This is a genomic window from Providencia sp. PROV076 (genome assembly GCF_028483405.1).
Lineage (GTDB): Bacteria > Pseudomonadota > Gammaproteobacteria > Enterobacterales > Enterobacteriaceae > Providencia > Providencia huaxiensis.
In genome coordinates this window covers 165869-187095 of sequence record NZ_JAMPRR010000019.1, presented here as the reverse complement: position 1 = coordinate 187095, position 21227 = coordinate 165869, and the positions used below count along the sequence as shown (strand labels likewise).

Annotated in this window: 20 protein-coding genes; 6 read left to right on the top strand and 14 right to left on the bottom strand. The window is 39.4% G+C overall.

Features of this window, described 5'->3' with window-relative positions; translation table 11 throughout:
* The 4 genes from rsxC to PSF67_RS14260 form a co-directional block, all read right to left on the bottom strand.
* The coding region (gene rsxC, locus PSF67_RS14275; protein ID WP_272677179.1) for an electron transport complex subunit RsxC at window positions 1-1689 on the bottom strand (1689 nt) is incomplete at its 3' end.
* Complete coding sequence (gene rsxB / locus PSF67_RS14270; RefSeq protein WP_272677178.1) at window positions 1682-2296, bottom strand: electron transport complex subunit RsxB; 615 nt, start codon at window positions 2294-2296, stop codon at window positions 1682-1684. The genes rsxC and rsxB, both read right to left, overlap by 8 nt.
* On the bottom strand, window positions 2296-2877 hold the full coding sequence (gene rsxA, locus PSF67_RS14265; RefSeq protein ID WP_004910983.1) for an electron transport complex subunit RsxA: 582 nt from the start codon (window positions 2875-2877) through the stop codon (window positions 2296-2298). Before rsxA ends, rsxB begins: the two co-directional genes overlap by 1 nt.
* Before the next feature lie 84 nt (window positions 2878-2961).
* Window positions 2962-3402 carry a DUF2569 domain-containing protein gene (locus PSF67_RS14260; RefSeq protein ID WP_102138600.1) on the bottom strand — a complete coding sequence of 147 codons (441 nt, stop codon included), beginning with the start codon at window positions 3400-3402 and terminating at the stop codon, window positions 2962-2964.
* Between the two features lie 128 nt (window positions 3403-3530).
* Here PSF67_RS14260 and PSF67_RS14255 point away from each other — a divergent pair, with 128 nt between their 5' ends.
* Entirely contained in the window at window positions 3531-4574 is a 1044-nt protein-coding gene (locus PSF67_RS14255) for an oxidoreductase (protein ID WP_102138599.1), read from the top strand.
* A gap of 60 nt (window positions 4575-4634) precedes the next feature.
* Window positions 4635-5612: a bile acid:sodium symporter family protein gene (locus tag PSF67_RS14250; protein ID WP_102138598.1), complete on the top strand. Its 978-nt coding sequence runs from the start codon at window positions 4635-4637 to the stop codon at window positions 5610-5612.
* A 255-nt stretch (window positions 5613-5867) separates the two neighbouring features.
* Here PSF67_RS14250 and add read toward each other — a convergent pair whose 3' ends face one another.
* The 3 genes from add to manA form a co-directional block, all read right to left on the bottom strand.
* On the bottom strand, window positions 5868-6869 hold the full coding sequence (gene add / locus PSF67_RS14245) for an adenosine deaminase (protein WP_272677177.1): 1002 nt from the start codon (window positions 6867-6869) through the stop codon (window positions 5868-5870).
* A 194-nt stretch (window positions 6870-7063) separates the two neighbouring features.
* Complete coding sequence (locus PSF67_RS14240) at window positions 7064-8707, bottom strand: YdgA family protein (RefSeq protein ID WP_195698721.1); 1644 nt, start codon at window positions 8705-8707, stop codon at window positions 7064-7066.
* Window positions 8708-8813: 106 nt separating this feature from the next.
* Window positions 8814-9989, bottom strand: coding sequence for a mannose-6-phosphate isomerase (manA, locus tag PSF67_RS14235; RefSeq protein WP_195698720.1), 1176 nt, complete (start codon window positions 9987-9989; stop codon window positions 8814-8816).
* A 179-nt stretch (window positions 9990-10168) separates the two neighbouring features.
* Between manA and fumC the strand changes: the two genes are divergently transcribed.
* Window positions 10169-11566, top strand: coding sequence for a class II fumarate hydratase (fumC, locus tag PSF67_RS14230; protein ID WP_102138595.1), 1398 nt, complete (start codon window positions 10169-10171; stop codon window positions 11564-11566).
* 59 nt (window positions 11567-11625) lie between these two features.
* Here the strand turns inward: fumC and tus are convergent, their stop codons facing one another.
* The 3 genes from tus to PSF67_RS14215 all read right to left on the bottom strand — a co-directional run bounded on the left by tus (window position 11626) and on the right by PSF67_RS14215 (window position 14614).
* A complete protein-coding gene (gene tus / locus PSF67_RS14225) occupies window positions 11626-12543 on the bottom strand; it encodes a DNA replication terminus site-binding protein (protein ID WP_272677175.1) in 918 nt (305 codons plus the stop codon).
* A 136-nt stretch (window positions 12544-12679) separates the two neighbouring features.
* On the bottom strand, window positions 12680-13258 hold the full coding sequence (locus PSF67_RS14220; RefSeq protein WP_168222839.1) for a lytic polysaccharide monooxygenase: 579 nt from the start codon (window positions 13256-13258) through the stop codon (window positions 12680-12682).
* 84 nt (window positions 13259-13342) lie between these two features.
* The gene (locus tag PSF67_RS14215) at window positions 13343-14614 is read right to left on the bottom strand and encodes an MFS transporter (protein ID WP_272677174.1); all 1272 of its coding nucleotides are present in this window, start codon (window positions 14612-14614) and stop codon (window positions 13343-13345) included.
* A gap of 124 nt (window positions 14615-14738) precedes the next feature.
* Between PSF67_RS14215 and PSF67_RS14210 the strand changes: the two genes are divergently transcribed.
* The 3 genes from PSF67_RS14210 to bioD all read left to right on the top strand — a co-directional run bounded on the left by PSF67_RS14210 (window position 14739) and on the right by bioD (window position 17770).
* Window positions 14739-15650 carry a LysR family transcriptional regulator gene (locus PSF67_RS14210; protein ID WP_272677172.1) on the top strand — a complete coding sequence of 304 codons (912 nt, stop codon included), beginning with the start codon at window positions 14739-14741 and terminating at the stop codon, window positions 15648-15650.
* Window positions 15651-15741: 91 nt separating this feature from the next.
* The gene (locus PSF67_RS14205) at window positions 15742-16953 is read left to right on the top strand and encodes an ROK family protein (protein WP_102138591.1); all 1212 of its coding nucleotides are present in this window, start codon (window positions 15742-15744) and stop codon (window positions 16951-16953) included.
* A 142-nt stretch (window positions 16954-17095) separates the two neighbouring features.
* The gene (bioD, locus tag PSF67_RS14200) at window positions 17096-17770 is read left to right on the top strand and encodes a dethiobiotin synthase (protein ID WP_102138590.1); all 675 of its coding nucleotides are present in this window, start codon (window positions 17096-17098) and stop codon (window positions 17768-17770) included.
* Window positions 17771-17854: 84 nt separating this feature from the next.
* On the opposite strand, the gene PSF67_RS14195 is transcribed toward bioD, so the two are convergent.
* The 4 genes from PSF67_RS14195 to PSF67_RS14180 all read right to left on the bottom strand — a co-directional run bounded on the left by PSF67_RS14195 (window position 17855) and on the right by PSF67_RS14180 (window position 21035).
* Window positions 17855-18088 (bottom strand): DUF1161 domain-containing protein, encoded by a 234-nt coding sequence (locus PSF67_RS14195; RefSeq protein WP_102138589.1) that lies wholly within the window; start codon window positions 18086-18088, stop codon window positions 17855-17857.
* Between the two features lie 42 nt (window positions 18089-18130).
* On the bottom strand, window positions 18131-18502 hold the full coding sequence (locus PSF67_RS14190) for a DUF1283 family protein (protein ID WP_102138588.1): 372 nt from the start codon (window positions 18500-18502) through the stop codon (window positions 18131-18133).
* An 82-nt stretch (window positions 18503-18584) separates the two neighbouring features.
* Window positions 18585-19334: a bifunctional NADP-dependent 3-hydroxy acid dehydrogenase/3-hydroxypropionate dehydrogenase YdfG gene (gene ydfG, locus PSF67_RS14185; protein WP_272677170.1), complete on the bottom strand. Its 750-nt coding sequence runs from the start codon at window positions 19332-19334 to the stop codon at window positions 18585-18587.
* Window positions 19335-19409: 75 nt separating this feature from the next.
* Entirely contained in the window at window positions 19410-21035 is a 1626-nt protein-coding gene (locus PSF67_RS14180; protein ID WP_272677168.1) for a DUF4139 domain-containing protein, read from the bottom strand.
* Between the last annotated feature and the right edge of the window lie 192 nt (window positions 21036-21227).

The window sequence follows — 21227 nt, the reverse complement described above, 5'->3', positions numbered from 1 at the left end:
ATCTTTACGAGGATCATCCGTGGCCGCTGTGTCAACGGGCTCTGTTTGTGCATTAGCCAGTTTTTCAGCTTGTTTTGCACGGGCTTGAGCTTTACGGGCTTCGCGAGCAGCAATCACCGCACTATTGTCTGGCAGTTCACCCGAAATAATCTTAATAGGCTCCGCGGTCGCTGCTTGTTTGGTTTTAACTCGAGCCAAGGCTGCATTAACTGCATCTTTATCCGCGCTATCAACTTGTACCGCGGCTTTTTTATGGCGTTCTTCTCGTGCTTGTTTATCACGTTCCATACGCAACTGTTTTGCTTCAAAACGTAATTTAGCTTCAGCAGCTCGGCGCTCTTCTTGAGCAATTTCACGAATTTCCGCTTTTTCTTGGCGATAATATTGCACTAACGGAATATTACTTGGGCATACATAAGCACATGCACCGCACTCTATGCAGTCAAATAAATTATGTTTTTGCGCTTTTTCGTGTTCATCCCCTTTACTGAACCAATAAAGTTGCTGAGGAAGTAACGCGGCTGGGCAGGCATCGACACATAACCCACAACGAATACACGCTTCTTCTAGTGCTTTAGGTCCCATTTCTTCCATTGTGGGGACCAGTAAGCAGTTGCAAATTTTTACGACAGGGACATTCAGGTCGGGTAGGGTAAAGCCCATTAAAGGCCCCCCCATAATCACCATTTGTTCTGGCTCTGGGTTAAAACCGGATTGCTGTAATAGATGTTTAACTGGAGTCCCTAAACGAGTCCAAAAATTACCTGGTTTACTGATTGCTTCTCCGGTGACAGTTACCACTCGTTCAATCAATGGCTGGCCATCAACAACCGCGCGTTTAATGGCGACCACAGTACCGACGTTTTGCATCAACACACCAATTTGTGAAGAACGCGCACCAGACGGCACTTCTTTTCCTGTCAAAATTTTTGTCAGTTGTTTAGCACCACCAGATGGATATTTAGTTGGTATAACCCTAATGAATACCTGTTTATCTTGTGGCGTGATCGCATCTTTGAGTGCCTGAATAGCCTCAGGTTTATTGTCTTCAATACCAATTAATATTTGGTCAGGGTTCAATAAATGCTGTAAAACACGACAGCCTTCAATGACTTCCTGTGCATGTTCTTGCATTAACCTATCATCAGCTGTGATATAAGGCTCACATTCAGCTGCATTAATGATTAATGTTTTAATCGCATCTTGACCTCCGGCCAATTTTGATGCGGTTGGGAAACCTGCACCACCGAGGCCGGCTATCCCAGCTTGTTCAATTTTTTGCAGTAATTCAGCACGGGTTAGTTGAACGTAATTAGGCTCTGGGGACAAAGTACACCATGTATCATGGCCATCGGCTGCAATACGCACACACAATTCTTTTAAACCAGAAGGGTGTGCCGTTACCATAGGTTCAATTGCAGTGATCACCCCTGAAGTTGATGCATGAACAGGTACAGTACGCCCAAGCCCTTTAGTTAATGGCTGGCCTTTTAATACTGAGTCACCAACCTGAACAATTAGTTCTCCCTCAGGGCCCAAATGTTGTTGTAATGGAATAAACAACTCATCGGGCACTGATGCAATACGCATCGGTGTCTGGCTAGATTGTAGCTTCATTTCAGGCGGATGGATCCCACCTTTGAAATCCCATATATTATCTTTTTTCAACCAATTAAAGAGCTTAAGCATGAGTTTCACCTCTTACTTTAGAGACAAGCTGTTCATTGGATTCAACACTAATATTTTTTACAGGGATGGTGTTTAAATCCCATTTCCAATTGGCTGTAGTCGTTTTCACAGGAACAAGTTCAATACAGTCTGTAGGGCAAGGGGCGACGCATAAGTCACAGCCGGTGCACAAGTCTTCAATCACAGTGTGCATGGCGCGGGTTGCACCCACAATGGCATCAACAGGGCAAGCTTGGATGCATTTAGTACAACCAATGCAGTTTTCTTCGTCGATAATAGCAACTTTACGGACGGGGTTTTGCGCGGCTTCATCGCCATCAATCGGTTGAGGGTCGACATTAAGCAATTCAGCGATTTTCAGCATGACCTGTTCGCCACCTGGGGCGCATTTGTTGATCATTTCCCCATTATTGGCAACCGCTTCAGCGTAAGGACGGCAACCAGGGTAACTGCATTGACCGCACTGGCTTTGAGGCAATATTGCTTCAACTTGTTCGACAATCGGGTCAGCTTCAACTTTGAAGCGTAATGAGGCATACCCTAACATCAGCCCAAATACTAGGCCAAAAACGGCTAATATACCGATAGCAATCCATACAGACATCATTAGAATTTCACCAAACCACTAAAGCCCATAAACGCGAGAGACATCAAGCCAGCGGTAATCAAGCCAATTGACGAGCCCTTAAAAGGGGCTGGAACATTGGCAACAGCTAGACGTTCGCGAATAGCGGCAAATAAAACCATCACTAATGAGAAACCCACAGCAGCGCCAAAACCGTATACGGCAGACTGCATAAAAGTATGAGACATATTAATATTTAATAAGGCAACACCAAGAACTGCACAGTTGGTGGTAATTAAAGGCAGAAAAATGCCGAGTAAACGGTAGAGCGTTGGGCTCGTTTTCCTGACCACCATTTCAGTGAACTGTACAACGACAGCAATCGCTAAAATAAAGCTTAGCGTCCGCAAATAGATGAGGTCGAGAGGAATGAGGATAAGTGTGTCAATCAACCAAGAACTGATTGACGCCAATGTCATAACAAACGTCGTTGCTAAGCCCATCCCAATGGCCGGTTCGAGTTTTTTTGAGACGCCCATAAAAGGGCATAAGCCAAGGAATTTAACGAGGACGAAGTTGTTAACCAACACTGTTCCAACAAAGAGTAATAAATAATCAGTCATGCTATTGCCTGAAATGAAAAAAGAACAAAAACTGGCCGCAGCCAGTTAAACTATCATTATGATATCAAGCAATTTATATGATGCTTATCGATCTTGTGTGAAAGTCATTTTTACACGTTGGGAACGCTTGAAATAAGGGACAAAGAAACCCGCGCCAATTAAAGGCCATGCAAGGACTTGCAAAGCGGTTTCATCGTCAATAGGTGAAAAAGCGAAGGTTTTTATGCCTAATAATAATAAAATAAGCAGCCAAATAATAAAACGGCGAGGGAAATGTTTTGAACGAGAAAACATCAGTTGCAACACATGGATACTGAAAATAGTCATCCCAATAGCAATGGCGAATGACAAATACCAAGCGGCAGGAATAAAACGTGTCCAATGGTCAACAGTCGTGACAATCTCATAAAATTTAATGCAATACATGACAGTCATACTGCAAACAGCTAAAAAGGTTAATAACAAATAGATCGCTGGAACTAATAGCCAGCCAGTGATGCGGTTAGCGTCATAAACTGAAGTCATAATTAATAAAACCCATTTTGGCAAAATCGCTGGACAATTTACAATCCTATCATAGATTTATTTGCCATTTCATTCCTTCTGATGGTACTTTTTATCTCCACTTGTGTTTATCGTTGTATGAGGTCTAAATGTCTAAACCAATTAAAGTCGCGATCATCGGATATGGCTATGCAAGCAAAACATTTCATGCACCTTTCCTTGGTATTTTAGAAGGGTATGATTTGGCAACGATTTCTAGCAGTGACCCCAATAAGGTTAAGGCAGATTGGCCAAATATTCATGTTGCTGCATCTCCAGAAGCTGTTTTTGCGGATAAAGATATCGAATTAGTTGTCATTCCTACACCTAATGATACTCACTTCCCCCTTGCACAAGCGGCATTGGCAGCTGGAAAACATGTAGTTGTTGATAAACCCTTTACGTTAGATGTCTCACAGGCAGAGCAATTAAAACAACAAGCGGAGCAAGTTGGAAAACTACTGTCGGTTTATCATAACCGTCGATGGGATTCAGGTTTTTTAACCGTTAAAAAGATCTTAGAAGAAGGTAAGCTAGGGGATATTAAATACTATGAATCCCATTTTGACCGTTATCGGCCGCTAGTTAGGCAACGTTGGCGTGAAGCCGATATACCCGGAGCCGGTATTTGGTACGACTTAGGGCCACATTTGTTAGACCAAGTCTTGCAATATTTTGGTAGGCCTTTAGGGATCAACGTTGATCTTGCCATGATCCGCCCTAATGCACAGGCAGTGGATTACTTTCATGCTGTTTTGCAGTATGCAGATAAAAAAGTGGTATTACATGCAACAACATTAGCCGCTGCACCAACGCCGATATATGTTATTCATGGTATGAATGGTAGCTATGTTAAATATGGTTTAGACACCCAAGAAGACTGCTTAAAGAGCGGCCAACGTCCAGAAGGGGCTGATTGGGGAATTGATACCAACATGGGTAATGTGACGCTGTCACAAGGTGATGAGCTTATAACACAATCTTGGCCAAACCAACGCGGAAATTATGGTGGTTATTATCAAGGGATATATGATGCGATTCGCCATGGTAAACCAAATCCTGTCACCCCGAGCGAAGCGATAGATATTATGAAACTTATTGAAGCAGGTATACGTTCGGCAAAAGAAAAACGGACAATTGAAGCAATCTTTTAATGTCATCAACGCTCACTATAAGGCCAGTTAATATAACTGGCTTTTATTATGGATAATCGAATGAATTTGCTAGCTAAACTGAGAATAGACCCATTTTTACTTATCATGATTGGCGTTGTCATTCTAGCCAGTCTTTTTCCTTGTGAAGGCGATATAAAAACGGCGTTTCAATATTTAACGACTGCTGCAATTGCATTATTGTTCTTTATGCATGGGGCTAAATTATCTCGTGAATCAATCATGGCGGGGATAGGGCACTGGCGCCTACATCTCTTGGTTTTTGCGAGTACATTCATTGTATTTCCTATCGTAGGCCTAGGGCTTGCCGTGATTGTTCCGAAATGGATGTCACCCACTGTATATATGGGCTTTTTATACCTATGTGCTTTACCTGCAACTGTACAGTCAGCCATTGCATTCACATCGGTAGCGGGGGGGAATATTGCTGCAGCTATTTGTAGTGCATCGGCGTCGAGTATTCTTGGGGTTTTTCTTTCGCCAATCTTAGTGGGCTTATTGATGGATGCTGATGGCAGCCAAGCCATGGATACGCTTAATGCGATAGGCTCCATTCTAATGCAATTGATGCTGCCATTTATTGTGGGGCATTTATCTCGGCCGCTGATTGCCAATTGGATAAACCGTAATCGCAAATTAGTTAATATGACTGACCGGTCTTCAATATTATTGGTCGTTTATGTGGCATTCAGTGAAGCAGTGGTAGAGGGGATTTGGCAGAAAATAGACGCATTTTCACTATTTATGATTGTGGTTGTCACTTGCGTTATCTTATTTATTATCATTGTATTTAATACGTTGGCTGCACGGTTGTTAGGTTTTAGCAAAGAAGATGAAATTACCATTGTGTTTTGTGGTTCGAAAAAGAGTTTAGCTAATGGAGTCCCAATGGCGAATGTGTTGTTTCCTGCTGCGACAGTGGGGGTTATTTTATTGCCATTGATGATCTTTCACCAAATACAACTGATGGTCAGCGCTGTACTTGCTCAGCGCTATGCTAAACGGTTATCGATGAAATAAGTATTCTAAGATTGAGGGGGATTAGTAACCCCTCATATTTTTGCTATTGATTTATAGGATTAGCTATATTTAGTTACAACATGCAGTGGGTTTAATAATCGCTAAATTAACAACTGTACTTGTACATTGAATACAAAAGGTGAGCTAGTAAAGGAGAGTCGTGTGTCTGTGTATAAACGTAGAAATACAATAATATAGGAAAGTGGCTTGAAAATTAAAAAGGGCATTCTAACAAATGCCCTTAAGAAATTTAAATTAACGAGTAGCAGCTTTATGTAAGAGCACTTTTTTCTCACTATCCGATAAAAATGCCATACTCAGACCATTTCGTTGTGCTTGTTCTATTTCTGCTGCCGTTAAACCAGCTTGTGGGGCAGCCACTTCATATTCATGGCGTAGCTCAATCCCTTGAACTGCTGGGTCATCTGTATTAATTGAAGCCAAAACACCGTGTTGCAAAAAGGTTTTCAATGGGTGTTGAGCTAAGGATGGAACTGTGCTTGTTTGAATATTCGACGTTAAACAGCTTTCCATGCCAATTTGATGTTTTACTAAATACTCAATTAGAGCAGGGTCTTCTATTGCTTTAACGCCATGACCAATTCGTTGTGCGCCTAATACCTTAATGGCATGCCAAATACTGTCTGCTCCAGCCGCTTCACCTGCATGAACAGTAATATTTAACCCAGTATCTCTAGCTTTAATAAAATGTGACTCAAAGAGCTCTCCAGGGAATCCGAGCTCATCTCCTGCTAAATCTAATGCGCATAAATGATCTCGATGCGCTAATAATCCTTGCAGTTCAGCTGTACAGGCTTGTTGGCCAAAAGTGCGGCTTAAAATACCAATTAAATTAATTTTAATATCAAATTGTTGGCACCCTGCACGTACACCATCAACAATGGCTTCAACTACACCTTCAACAGGCAATTGGTGCTTCATCGCCATATAGTAAGGAGAGAAACGTAGCTCTGCGTAATCGATACCAGCATTAAAGGCATCTTCAACATTCTCAAGCGCGACACGGCGACAGGCGTCCAAATCAGCTAAAACAGCGACTCCCCAATCTAGCTTTGCTAAAAAACCAACTAAGTCAGCTTCTTGTCCTATAATCTGGACGTGAGGGCGCAATGCTTCAATCTCTGTAGCAGGTAATTGAATATGATGCTGTTCTGCTAAGGAGAGGATCGTTTCTGGACGAATATTGCCATCGAGGTGGCGGTGTAAATCGGTTAAAGGTAAATGTGTATTAATCACGGAATGATCCTTTATCTATTTTCTATCCTTATTTTGACTTTTATTTCATTAAAGGCAATTACGAATCACGAAAAATGTGAAACGAGATTAATTATTACATTCATATTGTGATATATATCACGTTTATTTCGTGATGTAATAAAAAAGCCAGCTAATATTAACTGGCTTTCGTCACTAGATGGTATTGAGTCAAATTAGTTAGCTGGTGCTTCTTGTGGAGCTAACTCAGGCTCAACTTCCATTTCTGGTGCTGGCTCTGCGTCTGGAGCAGGTACAGCTTCATATTCTAATGCATCTTCTGGGCTAGACATCATTTTCATCTTAGTGAGGAACTCAGCTAAGGTATATTTGTCATTATTGAATGTCAGGTCATTACCTGCAAATTTGATAGTCATAGTTAAATCATTTTCGCTATCAATCATCCAAGGTGATTTTTTCTGTTTAGCTTTTTCAGCACGTTCTTCATCAGTCATAAACATTTCTTCAAATGGAGAAGAGAACATATCTGAAGTCAGCATTTGCTGAACACCTTCAAACTCAGAAGTGATCATGCCTTTCATTTCTTTTTTAGCTTCTGCATCAACTGGTACACCTTGATCAATAATCATTGCTTGAGTCATTGATTCGATCATCATTGGTTTATTCAGTTTTAAATTGAAATCGAAAGACGTAATGAGTTGCTTGATAGCTTCATCAACTTTGTTAGACATTGCTAACGCAGTCATTTCGTCTTGGTTCCATTTATTGAATGTGATGTTTAGGTCAACTGAGCTTTGGCCAGCTTCATTTTTCCAGTAGAAAGGGCTAACCGTAAATACAGGCTTGCTTTTCATTAGCTCTGGTAATGTTGTAGACATCATCTCCATAGCTAAACGCTCTGTAGCTTCAGTAGGATCTCCACTAGCTAAACCTTGCGCTAAAGCTTCATTATATTGTTCAACGAATTTACCTAATGCTTTAGCATCTAATTTTTCAATAGCAACAGTTAATTCGCCAGAACCTAAGTTTTGCTCTAATGCTTTTAAATCAGCGATGCTATAAGAAATATTTCCTTTTACATCTTCGCCAGTAATAGAGGTATCACTTGAAATTTTGAAATCTTTAAAAGAGAATTTGGTTTCAGGGATGTTGAAATCTGTATCCGCAATAACAAATGACTGGGTTCCAGTGTAGAAGCCATATTGTGACTTTTCTACATTAGAGACTAATTTTAAACCTTTTAAAGTCATGGATTCAGAGTTATCTTTTTTACCAATAACTAAATTATCCGTCACTAAAGTTGCATCTACAGCAGCAAGGTCAGAGGTTGTTGATACATCGAACTTCGAACCACTGAATGATAATGAAACATCATCTTTCTTATATTCGATAGGGATCAGTTCTAAGCTGGTATCAATACTTTTGCTATAGCCAATAACAGCGGAACCATGAATAAAAGGTTTACCTTGTGTTGCTTCAAACAATTCTTTTGTGGTTGCGTTATTAGCTAATTCAATTTGCGTTGCTGCTAATTTAGGTAATAAATTAAACTTAGCAACTTGTGATAATGGGAATGGGCCATGATCAATATTCGTTTTGAATACAATGGAGTCGTCTGGTGAGACTGAGTCTGCAGAGGTGATTACAATATCTGCTTTAGATGAAAATACGCCTTTTTCATAATTTTCTACTTTAAAGTTCAAACCCGACTCAGGCACATTTACAGCAAAAAAATCGTTGGTTTTGAGGATTACTCTATCAAGTTCATCTTTTACTTTAGAACCTGTATACCATGAAGCACCGGTCCACACTGCACCTAGAGCAACAATAACACCAACCGCGACTAATGACTTTTTCATTATAAACATCCATCCTTTCAGTACGTTATTGCCGTACTTATAAATTTATAAAAGTTTTAAGTAACCATCTTCATGCAATAAAGACGGTTAAATACAGAATATGACACTATTTGTTAAATACTCGGGCTAGTTTACCACTGCCATTAATGGTTATGCTTTTCTCATAAGCAGGTAAGAATACAGACTCACCTGAATTAACGCATATTTCATCATTACTTGAATGCAGAACTAACTGGCCTTCAATACAGAACAAAATTGAGGCACTATTATTAGATAGCACAACTTCCGAGTGGCTTATAGAATATATATTAAATGCAAAATCTTCTACTGGAATATTATATTTCCAGATATTTCCAGATTTTTCGGGGGTGTTCAATAAATCCTTTGCAAACGTAGGCTTAAAGTCAATATTCGCAATCAACTCTGGAATATCTATATGCTTATTTGTTAACCCTGCACGCAGTACATTATCTGAATTTGCCATAACCTCTAACCCGACACCTTCTAGATAAGCATGTGGCGTTCTGGCATATAAAAACATCGCTTCACCAGGTTCTAATTCAACGATGTTAAGAAGAAGAGGGGTAAATAACCCATTATCTTCAGGATACAGACTAACCATTTGCTTTATTGAGTTCCATGGTTCACCTTGTCGGCTGTTCAATGCTGCTTTTAATACACCAAGTGCTAAATCTTTTTGTTCACCCGTTAGGTTAAGAATTTGTGCAAATAAACGTGATAATTTTTCTTCAGTGGGGTCCTGAACAAATAACTGAATATCAGGATGGGCAGCAGAAACAAAATCCAGAAGCTGAGCGATTTCATTTAGTGGGCGAAAGGCATTCATCGCTTTAAAAGGTGTTAATGCGAAGATCAGTTCAGGTTTGTGGTTATCATCTTTATAATTACGTATTGGGGAATCTAAAGGGATCCCTGCTGAATTTTCTTTGGCGAAACCAACTTCAGCATAAGTTTTGTTTGGATGCACCTGAACAGACAACGGTTGAGCAGCACATAACACCTTAAATAAATAAGGTAAACGATGATACGTCTGTGCAACATGTTGACCTAAATAAGCTTCAGGATCGCTATCAATTAAGACATTAAGTGGAATACTTTGATTTTTTTCCGTATCGAGAACTTCGGAGCTTGCTTTTGGATGAGCCCCCATCCAAAGTTCAGCCATTGGTAAGTTATCGGGGTTTGAAATCCCATATAACTTAGTCAGGGCCGTTTTACTGCCCCAGTCATAGTTTTGGACTTTGTTTATCATTTTCAGCATAGCAAAATTCTCTTTTTCATAAAAATCAACTGATTTCCTTTTCACTACAATACAATAAGCTCGACCAAGTCTCATAAATGAAATTCAATTTGTGGCATTATACTGCTCGGTTATTTGCTTACCTGCAAGCAGATGATTCTAAAATCAATTATTCTGTGTATGTACCTAAGGAGATAGTAATGGCAGCCACTCGCATTGAAAAAGACTCAATGGGACCAATTGAAGTACCTGCTGACCAATTGTGGGGCGCGCAAACGCAGCGTTCTTTAGAACATTTCCGTATATCTGTAGAAAAAATGCCTGTTGCGTTGATTCACGCACTCGCTATCACAAAAAAAGCCGCTGCTAGTGTCAATATGGATCTCGGATTATTAGCTAAAGAGCGCGGCGATGCAATCATTGCTGCCGCTGACGAAGTTTTAGCTGGTAAACATCCAACGGAATTTCCTCTTGCTATTTGGCAAACAGGTTCTGGTACGCAAAGTAACATGAACATGAACGAGGTTTTAGCTAACCGTGGTAGCGAAATTCTCGGTGGCCAACGTGGTAACGATCGTCTTATTCACCCTAATGATGATGTGAATAAAAGTCAAAGTTCAAATGATGTTTTCCCAACGGCAATGCACGTTGCTGCGGTCGTCGCAATCCGCGAACATCTTCTCCCTGAACTGAAAATTTTGCATCAAACGTTAGATGCAAAAGCGAAAGAATTTAAAGATATCGTAAAAATCGGTCGTACTCACTTACAAGATGCAACTCCGCTGACGCTAGGCCAAGAAATTTCTGGTTGGGCTGCAATGTTAGCGCATAGTGAAAAACACATTGAAAACGCAGTTCCACATGTGTGTGAATTAGCGTTAGGTGGTACAGCAGTAGGGACCGGTTTAAATACTCATCCAGAGTATGCCGTTCGTGTTGCGAAAAAAATTGCAGAATTAACCGGCCAGCCATTTATTACAGCTCCGAACAAATTTGAAGCATTAGCAACTTGTGATAGCCTTGTGCACGCACACGGTGCTTTAAAAGGTTTAGCAGCTTCTCTAATGAAAATTGCGAATGATGTAAGGTGGTTAGCATCTGGTCCTCGCTGCGGTATTGGTGAAATATCTATCCCAGAAAATGAGCCAGGCAGTTCAATCATGCCAGGTAAAGTTAACCCGACACAGTGTGAAGCATTGACAATGTTATGTGCTCAAGTGATGGGGAACGATGTTGCTGTGAACATTGGTGGGGCTTCAGGTAATTTTGAGCTGAATGTATTCCGCCCAATGCTAATTGATAATTTCTTACAATCTGTTCGCTTGTTAGCTGATGGTATGCGTAGCTTTAATGAGCACTGTGCGATTGGAATTGAACCAAATCGTGAGCGCATTGAGAAATTACTTCATGAATCGTTAATGTTAGTAACTGCTTTAAATACCCACATCGGGTACGATAAAGCGGCAGAAATTGCTAAGAAAGCACACAAAGAAGGGCTGACGCTGAAAGAATCTGCACTGAAACTAAACTATTTAACTGAAGAACAGTTCAATGATTGGGTTCGTCCAGAAGATATGGTTGGCAGCATGAAATCTTAAGCTAGCTTATTAAACTGGCTTTATATAACACCCATACTGTTTTACAGATGGGTGTTTTTTTAGCGTTCAATATACAAATTTAATCGAGGAATTAATAATTCAACCTGTTTTGCTTTAGGTCGATTACGAATAGCAATGTTATTTGCATGGTAATCGGGGAGCTCACCAACTTTAATTTCTGCTACTGTTTTTTCGAGCGCAAAAACGAATAAAGGTGTTGCACAGGCAAACTGCGTTTGTTTCTGTTGCTCTTTATCCCACACTCGAGCTATTGGCTGAACTTTGACAGGGCGTTGAGTTTTCAAAACCGCATTATGAGGTAGGGAATCAATTAACCGAATTTCATTTTCCAGTTGTAAAAGCCAATGTTCTTTAGGTAAATGAAGAGGGCAGCGGCCACTATCTATACTTGCTTGTAAACGGTCTAGTACTGTATCTTTGGTCACTTTATTGATAACTTTTTTATTCGCCCAGCCAAAATTAACTGTATCGATATCAACCAATGAGGTGAGGGTACGATAGGTATTTAATGTCAGCAGTCCGTGTAAACTGTCACGGATAAAGTCGAATCGATGAGGTTCATTCACTTGTGTGACAATTGCCTTTATATGCCTCTTTAACTCATTGATCTTTAATATTAACGAATTAAAGTCACGATATGTCTGCAAATGAGTTTGTATACATATAACGCCAGGTAAGCGGATAGCGGCTTTATTGCTAATTTCTTCGGATTTATTCTGCAAAAATAATAAGTTAATTAACTTTATTGCTTCACTCACAGCATCATGACCCGCTAGTGTATGTACTGAAATTTGTTCTATTTCATTATTTTCCTCACCTTTAATAACTGAAGGTAACTGAAATACATGGGCTGTAAATGGAACCTGTTTTGATTGTTCCAGCAGCAAGAGGCTAAATTGGTTTATCCGTGACTCCAATTCATTGAACGTATCAATCAAATCTTGTTTTATAGTCATTTAGTTACAACATTCAAATGGGTGATAACTATAATTACCATTAACTATCGAGCTTATCAATAATAAAACGAAGCTTAAAAGGGCAAGTGGGTATTTTAACACTTGTCCTTTTCTTGTATATAACTTTACTTTTACGTTAATTTATTTCTGTATCAATGACTTGGTAAAATGCATTCGGTGTATCATATATCGTCCAAATGGCTAAGATTACATGGTAACCTTTTTGATTTTTCGGTAATACACAGTTGTGTTCCACAATTTCCCCTGGAGTTTCTACACGTTCAAATTTACAAAATGGGGTTAGTGTAAATTGATTACGCGATAATAGGGCATTTGGCTGCCAGTCAGGCTTAGTTATGAAATATTCCCATTTTGTCGTTTTATGTTTTGCCGTGATGCGCCATTTAAACTTAACATTAGGTGAATTTAAAATAACCCGTTTCCATCGGTTCGTAGTTTGTATGTCTAAGGGAGAAAAAGCACCAATACCAGCGCTAGCAATTTTTCCATCAGCTGGGCCGTATTGGGGGAAGCCTTTTTGGCCTTCAATCGATTGCGGCTCATATTGCACTGGCCCACAGTGAGTATTTATACCTTGTTTGCAGTAATATGAGCGACTTTCAGGGGATTCGACATAGCCATGGGACCAAACAAAAGAACTACAACAAAAGAGCAATGATGCAAATAAAAATAGTTTTAGTGAGAATGGTTTCATTGAGTTTCCTCGTAATTAATAGACATTTTCATCATCTACTAATCACGAGGAGGAGCGGTAGCTTAACCTTTATTAGTTCCTAACCTATTGGTTATAACAAATTGATTTCAAACGGCAAGCAATGATAATGCCGATAAATAATATTCCAGCGATAAATAAAGCAACTCCATTCCAACCGAAGTGTTGCCAAAATAAGCCACCAACCGTACCTGCAATACTTGACCCTGCGTAATAACTAAATAAATACAAGGAAGACGCTTGGCCACGTGCTCGTTTAGCTCTGCGTCCCACCCAGCTACTAGCTACAGAGTGTGCTGCAAAAAAACCCGTTGTCAGTATTGTCATTCCAAGTAAAACTAACCAAACATTTGAATGTAATGTGACTAAAATACCAACTAACATCATACTGATGGACGCTATGAGTACTTGTCCAAGTCCATATTTGTGAATTAGGCTTCCTGTTTTAGTCGCACTGTAAGTCCCTGTTAAATAAATAACGGATAACAAGCCGACAGTAGACTGAGAAAAAGAGTAAGGCGCTTCAAGTAAGCGATATCCAATGTAGTTGTACATTGTGACAAAGCCCCCCATCAAAACAAAGCCTTCAATAAATAGAAAAGGTAAGCCTTTGTCTCTAAAATGTAGATGCAAATTAACCCACAGATTCTTAGGTTTTAAAGAACTCGCCCGGAAGTGCTGAGAAGGGGGCAATAAGCGCCAAAAGCCAATAGCCGCGATCAAAGCTAACGAACCTAAAATCACCACGGCAACACGCCATGAATAAAAATCAGCGATCACTCCCGTCACCAAACGGCCGCTCATTCCACCCAATGAATTACCACTAATATATAAGCCCATGGATAGTGCAACATAGCTTGGATGGATCTCTTCGCTTAAATAGGTCATCGCAACCGCGGCAACACCACTTAGCGACAAACCAACTAATGCTCTCGCAATTAAGATCCCTTGCCAACTCTGCATGACGGAACTAAGTAGCGTAAATAATGCGGCACAGGTCAATGCAATCACCATCACATTTTTTCGACCTATTGCATCTGAAATTGGCCCTGTAATTAATAAACCTAATGCCATCAAGCCAGTACTCAGTGATAATGATAAGCTTGCAGTGGCAGGGGAAATATTAAAATCCTCTGACAGCATAGGCAGAATTGGCTGCACAAAATACAGTAATGCAAATGTGGCAAAACCCACCGTAAAAAAAGATAAAGTCACACGTAAATACAGCGCATCATCTCTTTGTATGTAATGTTTTTTTTGTGTGGTATTTCCTTGCTGGGGTGCCCTTATTCCTTCGTTAGGTTGCTCAGATGTAAGACTATTCTGTGAGTGTTCCATGTATATTCCTTGTCATACCAACACGTTTGATTTCGATCAAAGAATAGAAACTTTCTATTTTTTTGTCTAATATATTAATCATTAACAATGATATTTTAAACATATCAATGATATCGAGAAAACGATGAGTATAGAACTTAGGCACCTGCGGTACTTTATTGCTGTCGCTGAAGAGCTCCATTTTGGCAAGGCTGCTGAACGTTTACATATTTCACAGCCCCCGTTAAGCCAACAAATACAAATGCTTGAAGAGAAAATTAATGCAAAACTGTTAGAAAGGAATAATCGAAATGTTGCCTTAACGCCAGCAGGCACGATGTTTTTAAAAGAAGCGTATCAAATTTTAGCGCAAGTCGATGCAGCTGCGACAAAAGCGGCTCGCATGGAAAAAGGCGAACTTGGGGAGTTGTCCATTGGATTTACTTCAACTACGCCGTTTATGCATAAGGTCACAATGAGTTTACGGCAATATCGGGAAACATACCCAGAGGTTTCTATTCATATGCACCAAATGAATACGAAACAACAGATTGCACCATTAATTACGGGGCGAATTGATTTTGGCATTATGAGAAATACGGTGTTACCAGAGCAATTGGATTACCAGCTATTATTTAAAGAGCCATTTATGGTCGCTGTCTATGAAGGGCACCCATTGTTAGAATTTATTGATGTTGGTGTCGATATTCAACAGCTTGCTGATTATCCTTTTATTTTCTTTGAACGTGATGTCGGTACTGCGTTATATGATGAAATAAACCAATTGTTAACATCTGCAGGGGTGGTACCGACCATTTCTCAAGAAGCAGGGGAAGCAATGACTATCTTGGGGTTAGTTGCCGCAGGTATGGGAATTTCCGTAATTACAGAATCATTCACACGTATGAAAATTGATGGTGTGAAATACTTAAAACTCACAAATATTAATGCTTCATCTGAAGTCTGGTTAGTCTACAATACGCGTAGAGCATTACCTGCTGTCGCCAAAAAATTAACAAATCTTTTGATGGCCAATATTGTTGGTCAACAAAAGTGAGTAAGCTCACACTTTCAATGCAAACGAAATCATTCATACACAGATTAAGGCATAATAACTCATTGCTTTATAAAGGAATTGAATTATTACCATGGTGAATCAAACAGGCCATATTGACCAAATCAAACAATTAAATACGGGGATTGTATATCGTATCATTGATCAGCATGGTCCAATTTCGCGTATTGCCTTATCAAAACAAGCACAGCTTGCGCCTGCAAGTATCACTAAAATTACACGCGAGCTTATGGATGCCCACTTAATCAAAGAATTAGAGTTTCCTGTACTCGGTTTACGTGGACGCCCAGCGATAGGGCTAGTGATTGAAAGTGAAGGGTGGCAATTTCTAGCGATCCGTATTGAAGAGCAGAAACTTACCATTTCCCTGAAAGAAATTAATGCGGTTACCTTAGCGCAAACAGAATATCCATTTACACCGCTAGGGAATAGCGAATTTATGGATTCACTTTCTGAATTAATTAGTCAATTTTTTGCTAGTCATCAAAACATATTAGAAAGAGTCACCGCCATTAGCATTCTTATTGATGGTATTTTAGATCCCCATACCGGTGTTATTTATCAGCATCCTTCTTTTAAAATCCATCAATTGGCCATTGCGGAACACCTTACCAAGCAAACGGGTTTACCCACCTATTTACATCCGCCAGTGGATGCGTTGGCGTTAATGGACCACTTTTCTCATCAGGAGAAAAGAAAAGCAAAAAACATCATTTACTTACAGCTACAAGATGTTATTAATGTCATGGTGTTAAACCATGGAACAGCCTTAGATGCGAATACCCGTCGACCTATTTTGTTTGGCCATACCCAATGTGAGCCATACCAACATAACTTTTGCTATTGCGGTAGCAACGATTGCTTAGAAACAAAAACGTCCATTCCTGCAATATTGCGGCAAGCTAATAATTTCCTAATAAACTACCCTGATTCTTTTTTGCATCAACACGATATTTCAATTGAAAAAATTTGCGCTGGAGCAACATTAAACGACAGACTTTGTGTTTACCTTATTAATCAAGTTGCCCAGCAATTAGCTAAACCATTAGCACTGATGGTGAATTTATTTGGTAGTGAGTTAATTTTAGTCAATTCACCTTTGAATCAAGGTTCTGAGCTGTTTTTAAAATGTTTACATGACCATATAAATAAATACGCAGTTCCTCTGTATTCATCCAATTTATCGATAGAAAAATCTTTATTTACAGTAAAGGAGAGTGAAACATCATTAATACAGAGAGCATTATATGATGGTTCACTGCTACTACAACTATTACAAGGTTAAAACAATTCGATAATATTTATACTATCGTACACAAAATTGAGCTAACGCAAACTTCTCACTTACCCATTCCAATAAACTGAATCCATATCATTTTTGCAGCTTATTGCTGTATAAGTCTGTCACTTCAGGATAGAAAAAGACCATGATCAATCTATTTGTTACCGGGACAGATACAGATGTCGGGAAGACAGTATCGACGCTTGCCATCTTGCAAGCACTAAATAACCAAGGAATTAAAGCAGTGGGCTATAAGCCTATTGCAGATCAATGCATTGATACCCCTGAAGGAATCAGAAATAAAGATGCATTACTCATCCACAGTGTTTCTAAAGACCTTGTTTCTTATGATGAAGTTAACCCTGTGCGTATTACAGACAATTACAGCCATGAAAATAGCATTGATTTTAATAAAATAAAGCATGGTCTAGACCATTTACATCATCAATGTGACATGGTTGTTATCGAGGGTAATGGGGGATGGCGCTATCTACTTGATGACAATACTTTTTATGCAGACTGGTTAAAAGGTCAACCTGTTGGTGTGATCTTAGTCGTCGGCATTCAACATGGTTGTGTTAATCACGCATTACTAACAGCGGATGCAATTCGAGCTGATGGCTTACCATTAATTGGTTGGATGGCAAACCGCATCAATCCAGGATTGGCGCACTACGCACAAATCATTGAACGGTTACAACATCATATTAAGGCACCATTAATTGGGGAGATCCCGTATTTATTGCGGCCAGAAGAAAGAGAGTTAGGGCATTACCTTAATACAGATAAACTACAAGAACTTATTACCATTCCTAACTAAGCACGTTACGAACTAAGTAAGTTATTAATCAAAAAATAGGGCGCCATCATGAGTAGCGCCCTGTTTTTTACTTATAACTTATAATTAATGACGGGTATAAATGATTTTATAAGAATCATTTTGGCAGTGGCCGACGACTTGGCCTTTAGACGCGTCAACTTCATCATTAGGCACTGCAACCAAACTAAAGTTATCTGCAGGAACACCATTATTGATAATCTTTTGTTTGATTTCCTCAATTACGCTTTCACATGAAGCTTGCGCGAAAGCTGGTGCTAGCACCAGTGCAAATAAGGGTAACAATAATTTCTTTTTCATCTTCTCTCCTTGATCAACAGCTCCATAAAACAACCTATAAGGTTATGGATTATTAATTGGACGGCCATTACTTACGTCAAGGCAACGTTTAGTGCTCGGTTCCCAGTAAGCATTTAGATTGAGGCTTTTCTCGCATTTATCTTTTGCATCAAAAGCCTGATCTACTTTATCAAACTCTTTTTCGGTACGAGTATTAACCTTTTTGCGCAACATACGGGTATCATCCCATTGTTCCTTTTCTTGGCGCGCTTGCTCTTTATTAAGAGAGTCATCACCTTGACCTACTGAAACACACGTACTGCCTGCAGTACATGATGTCGTTGATTGTGCAGCGGAAGATGATGTAGCCCAAAGTAAAGGGAGACAGAAACATATTGCAGTTAAGCCAGTTTTCAACATTTTATGTGAATTCATGTAAATTCCTTACCAAACAGGACCGATAATCTCAGTATAGCTAAAAGTGTATCAGTACGTCTGTATAGAATAGTACTAAAAATTAAAGTTGTTTATATACGGTTAAACCAGCAAAAGTTTGGCAAACAGGCATCAATTCTAATGTATTTACATTCATGTGAGCCGGTAGAGTAGCAACCCAATAAACTGTTTCAGCAATATCTTCAGGGGTCAGAGCATCTGCGCCTTGATAAGTGCTAGCTGCTTTATCGTCATCCCCTTTAAAGCGAATATTTGAGAACTCTGTACCACCAACGAGGCCCGGCTCGATATCGGTAACTCGAATTTTTTTCCCTTGTAAATCAGCACGCAAGCCAAGTGAAAATTGTTTCACAAAGGCTTTGGTTGCACCATAAACATTACCACCTTTGTAAGGCCAGCTCGCTGCAGTTGAGCCAATATTAATAATATGACCGTGGTTATTAGCAACCATGACTTGCAATACCTCGTAAGTCATATTAACTAAACCTTTGGTATTCGTATTAATCATCACATCCCAATCGTCAGGATTGGCATCAAACGCCGGTTCTAAGCCTAAAGCCAAACCGGCATTATTAACTAAAATATCAATATGTTTGAGGTGTGCAGGTAAACTTGAAATCGCATCTTGGATGGCTGTTCTATCTTGGATATCCAATGTTAAAGGGTAAAATTTATCACCTAACTCTTGATGGAGAGCATCTAAACGCTCAGTTCTACGTCCTGTTCCAATAACGGTGTAATTATGTTTGATAAATCTGCGGGCAATTGATTCACCAAAACCAGAAGAAGCACCTGTTACTAAAATAATCATGGAAACCTCATAGTTATAATTGTCGTGTCAGTGTGGGTTTATTCTAACGCCATCGAAAAAGAACTACAAAAATTGTTACAACCCTAGTATCTGTTTATCTTTTGGGTAGCTCAACGAATAACTAAATGAAATTTGCTTTTCTTCATTCGGTTCTAAGGCAATATCCCATGTTATTTCACCAGTGCTTTTATTGGTAACCGCATTTTTATCCTCTATTGCAGACACTTTTATATCGCTGTCCTCACTCACTGGAATTTGGTCATAAACAGTCAATTCAATGGGTTTCGTATGCATGTTTTTTACTTTGACCAAGTAACTTTCTGTTTGTTGAATAGTCGACCCCATAAAACTCGGTTTTTTCTTCATCTTTTCATTTGATTCACGAGAGACTTGAATACTCTTATCAACACCAAAAGGAACGCTCAATGTGTCAACCAATTGATTGGCATTGACTATAAAATTGCCTACATACGTATTTCCATAATATACATTAGCATTTCCATTCAATAAGTTAAGTGATTGCCAATCTTCAATATTCGCTTGTAAGAATACTTCTTCAGTCAATTTTGGCGTGGCAGTATACTTGTATTTTACATCAATATTTTGTTGTTTAATGGTGAGCGAATTCGGTTTGATCGTGCTTTTCAGGGAGTAAGGCAGGGCAATTTGGTAATTTAAATTGACACCATTGTTAGATGTAGTTACAAAATCTGAAACACCTGAATTTATTGTTTTTTTCTCACTGACACTGCTTTCTTCATACATTGCTATTGGCGCTGCTGGCATTTTCATTCGAGCCTGGCGTGCTATTTGAGCGTTATTATCATAAACGGACAAGCGCCAAGGCTGTAAGACAGAAGGCGTGATATTTTTAGACGGGTTAATCGTTGAAAGTGTTAAATTAACTTTATCCCAATCAATGCCTGTATTTTGCACTATGTCCGCTTTGTACGTTAAAACAATAGGGGATTGCGAATTCAGGCTGCGGATATCGTAACTTGGAGACCAAGCCGCATCAGGTGTTAAATAAGAAACTTGCAACTCTGCTGTCACCGGTTTTTGCGCATCGATAGACAAGACAATTTGGGTCTGTTCACCAATTGAAGAGGGCATTTTTTCATCAATTTTTGCCTGCAATAACGTAGCTTTTTCTTGTAGTTCAACTAATTCCAACTGGTTTTTTTGTTGCTCTTGTAAAATATTAGACATCTGCTGACGAATAAAATTTAATTTCTGGGCTGATTCTTCTAGGGTTTGCGCTGTATTTCCCCCAAAAAAGCGGTGATCTTTCAATAAATTTAATTGTTCTTCACCGACTTTAATTGCAATATTCAATGTCTCTATCTGCTGGCTTAATTGTTTTTTCTGATCCAAAAGTTCAGCAATAGCCATTGGATAATTAGCTTCTGTTGCTATATTTTGGATATTAACGGAGCGAATAACCACATCATCCTGTTCAAGATCAATCGATAGCGTACGCGGGTCAATATTACTTGCGATATTGGTGAGGATGACCGAGTTCGCCCCCTTATTAAGTGACAGTGTCACGGTGTTATCTAATTCAGCACCACGTAAAAATACGGTTGCGTGATTTAGCTTAACATCTTTATTTAGTTTAGTTTCAGCATCAGCACGCACGTGTTGAGAAGCCAAAAGTGTTGCGAATAATAAGCCGCTGACTAGCCGAGTAGAAACTGTCATTTTTAACTCCGAACATTAGTACCACTAAGTAAGATAATGACTAAAACTAGCCTATTTGACTTTTATTAGATAACAGATAAAACCTAAAAACTGGCAAAAGCACAAGGACCGAAGGGATAAACTTGGTTTATGGGTTTTTCTTTCTTTTTACCTGTAGAAATTTCTGAAATCTGAAAGAGATATTTTTCTAGG

Bases quoted from the DNA above. Each gene is read 5' to 3' on its own strand.
- rsxB (WP_272677178.1), bottom strand. From the start codon at position 2,296: ATGATGTCTGTATGGATTGCTATCGGTATATTAGCCGTTTTTGGCCTA.
- rsxA (WP_004910983.1), bottom strand. From the start codon at position 2,877: ATGACTGATTATTTATTACTCTTTGTTGGAACAGTGTTGGTTAACAAC.
- PSF67_RS14260 (WP_102138600.1), bottom strand. From the start codon at position 3,402: ATGACTTCAGTTTATGACGCTAACCGCATCACTGGCTGGCTATTAGTT.
- PSF67_RS14255 (WP_102138599.1), top strand. From the start codon at position 3,531: ATGTCTAAACCAATTAAAGTCGCGATCATCGGATATGGCTATGCAAGC.
- PSF67_RS14250 (WP_102138598.1), top strand. From the start codon at position 4,635: ATGAATTTGCTAGCTAAACTGAGAATAGACCCATTTTTACTTATCATG.
- PSF67_RS14240 (WP_195698721.1), bottom strand. From the start codon at position 8,707: ATGAAAAAGTCATTAGTCGCGGTTGGTGTTATTGTTGCTCTAGGTGCA.
- manA (WP_195698720.1), bottom strand. From the start codon at position 9,989: ATGCTGAAAATGATAAACAAAGTCCAAAACTATGACTGGGGCAGTAAA.
- fumC (WP_102138595.1), top strand. From the start codon at position 10,169: ATGGCAGCCACTCGCATTGAAAAAGACTCAATGGGACCAATTGAAGTA.
- tus (WP_272677175.1), bottom strand. From the start codon at position 12,543: ATGACTATAAAACAAGATTTGATTGATACGTTCAATGAATTGGAGTCA.
- PSF67_RS14220 (WP_168222839.1), bottom strand. From the start codon at position 13,258: ATGAAACCATTCTCACTAAAACTATTTTTATTTGCATCATTGCTCTTT.
- PSF67_RS14215 (WP_272677174.1), bottom strand. From the start codon at position 14,614: ATGGAACACTCACAGAATAGTCTTACATCTGAGCAACCTAACGAAGGA.
- PSF67_RS14210 (WP_272677172.1), top strand. From the start codon at position 14,739: ATGAGTATAGAACTTAGGCACCTGCGGTACTTTATTGCTGTCGCTGAA.
- PSF67_RS14205 (WP_102138591.1), top strand. From the start codon at position 15,742: ATGGTGAATCAAACAGGCCATATTGACCAAATCAAACAATTAAATACG.
- bioD (WP_102138590.1), top strand. From the start codon at position 17,096: ATGATCAATCTATTTGTTACCGGGACAGATACAGATGTCGGGAAGACA.
- PSF67_RS14195 (WP_102138589.1), bottom strand. From the start codon at position 18,088: ATGAAAAAGAAATTATTGTTACCCTTATTTGCACTGGTGCTAGCACCA.
- PSF67_RS14190 (WP_102138588.1), bottom strand. From the start codon at position 18,502: ATGAATTCACATAAAATGTTGAAAACTGGCTTAACTGCAATATGTTTC.
- ydfG (WP_272677170.1), bottom strand. From the start codon at position 19,334: ATGATTATTTTAGTAACAGGTGCTTCTTCTGGTTTTGGTGAATCAATT.
- PSF67_RS14180 (WP_272677168.1), bottom strand. From the start codon at position 21,035: ATGACAGTTTCTACTCGGCTAGTCAGCGGCTTATTATTCGCAACACTT.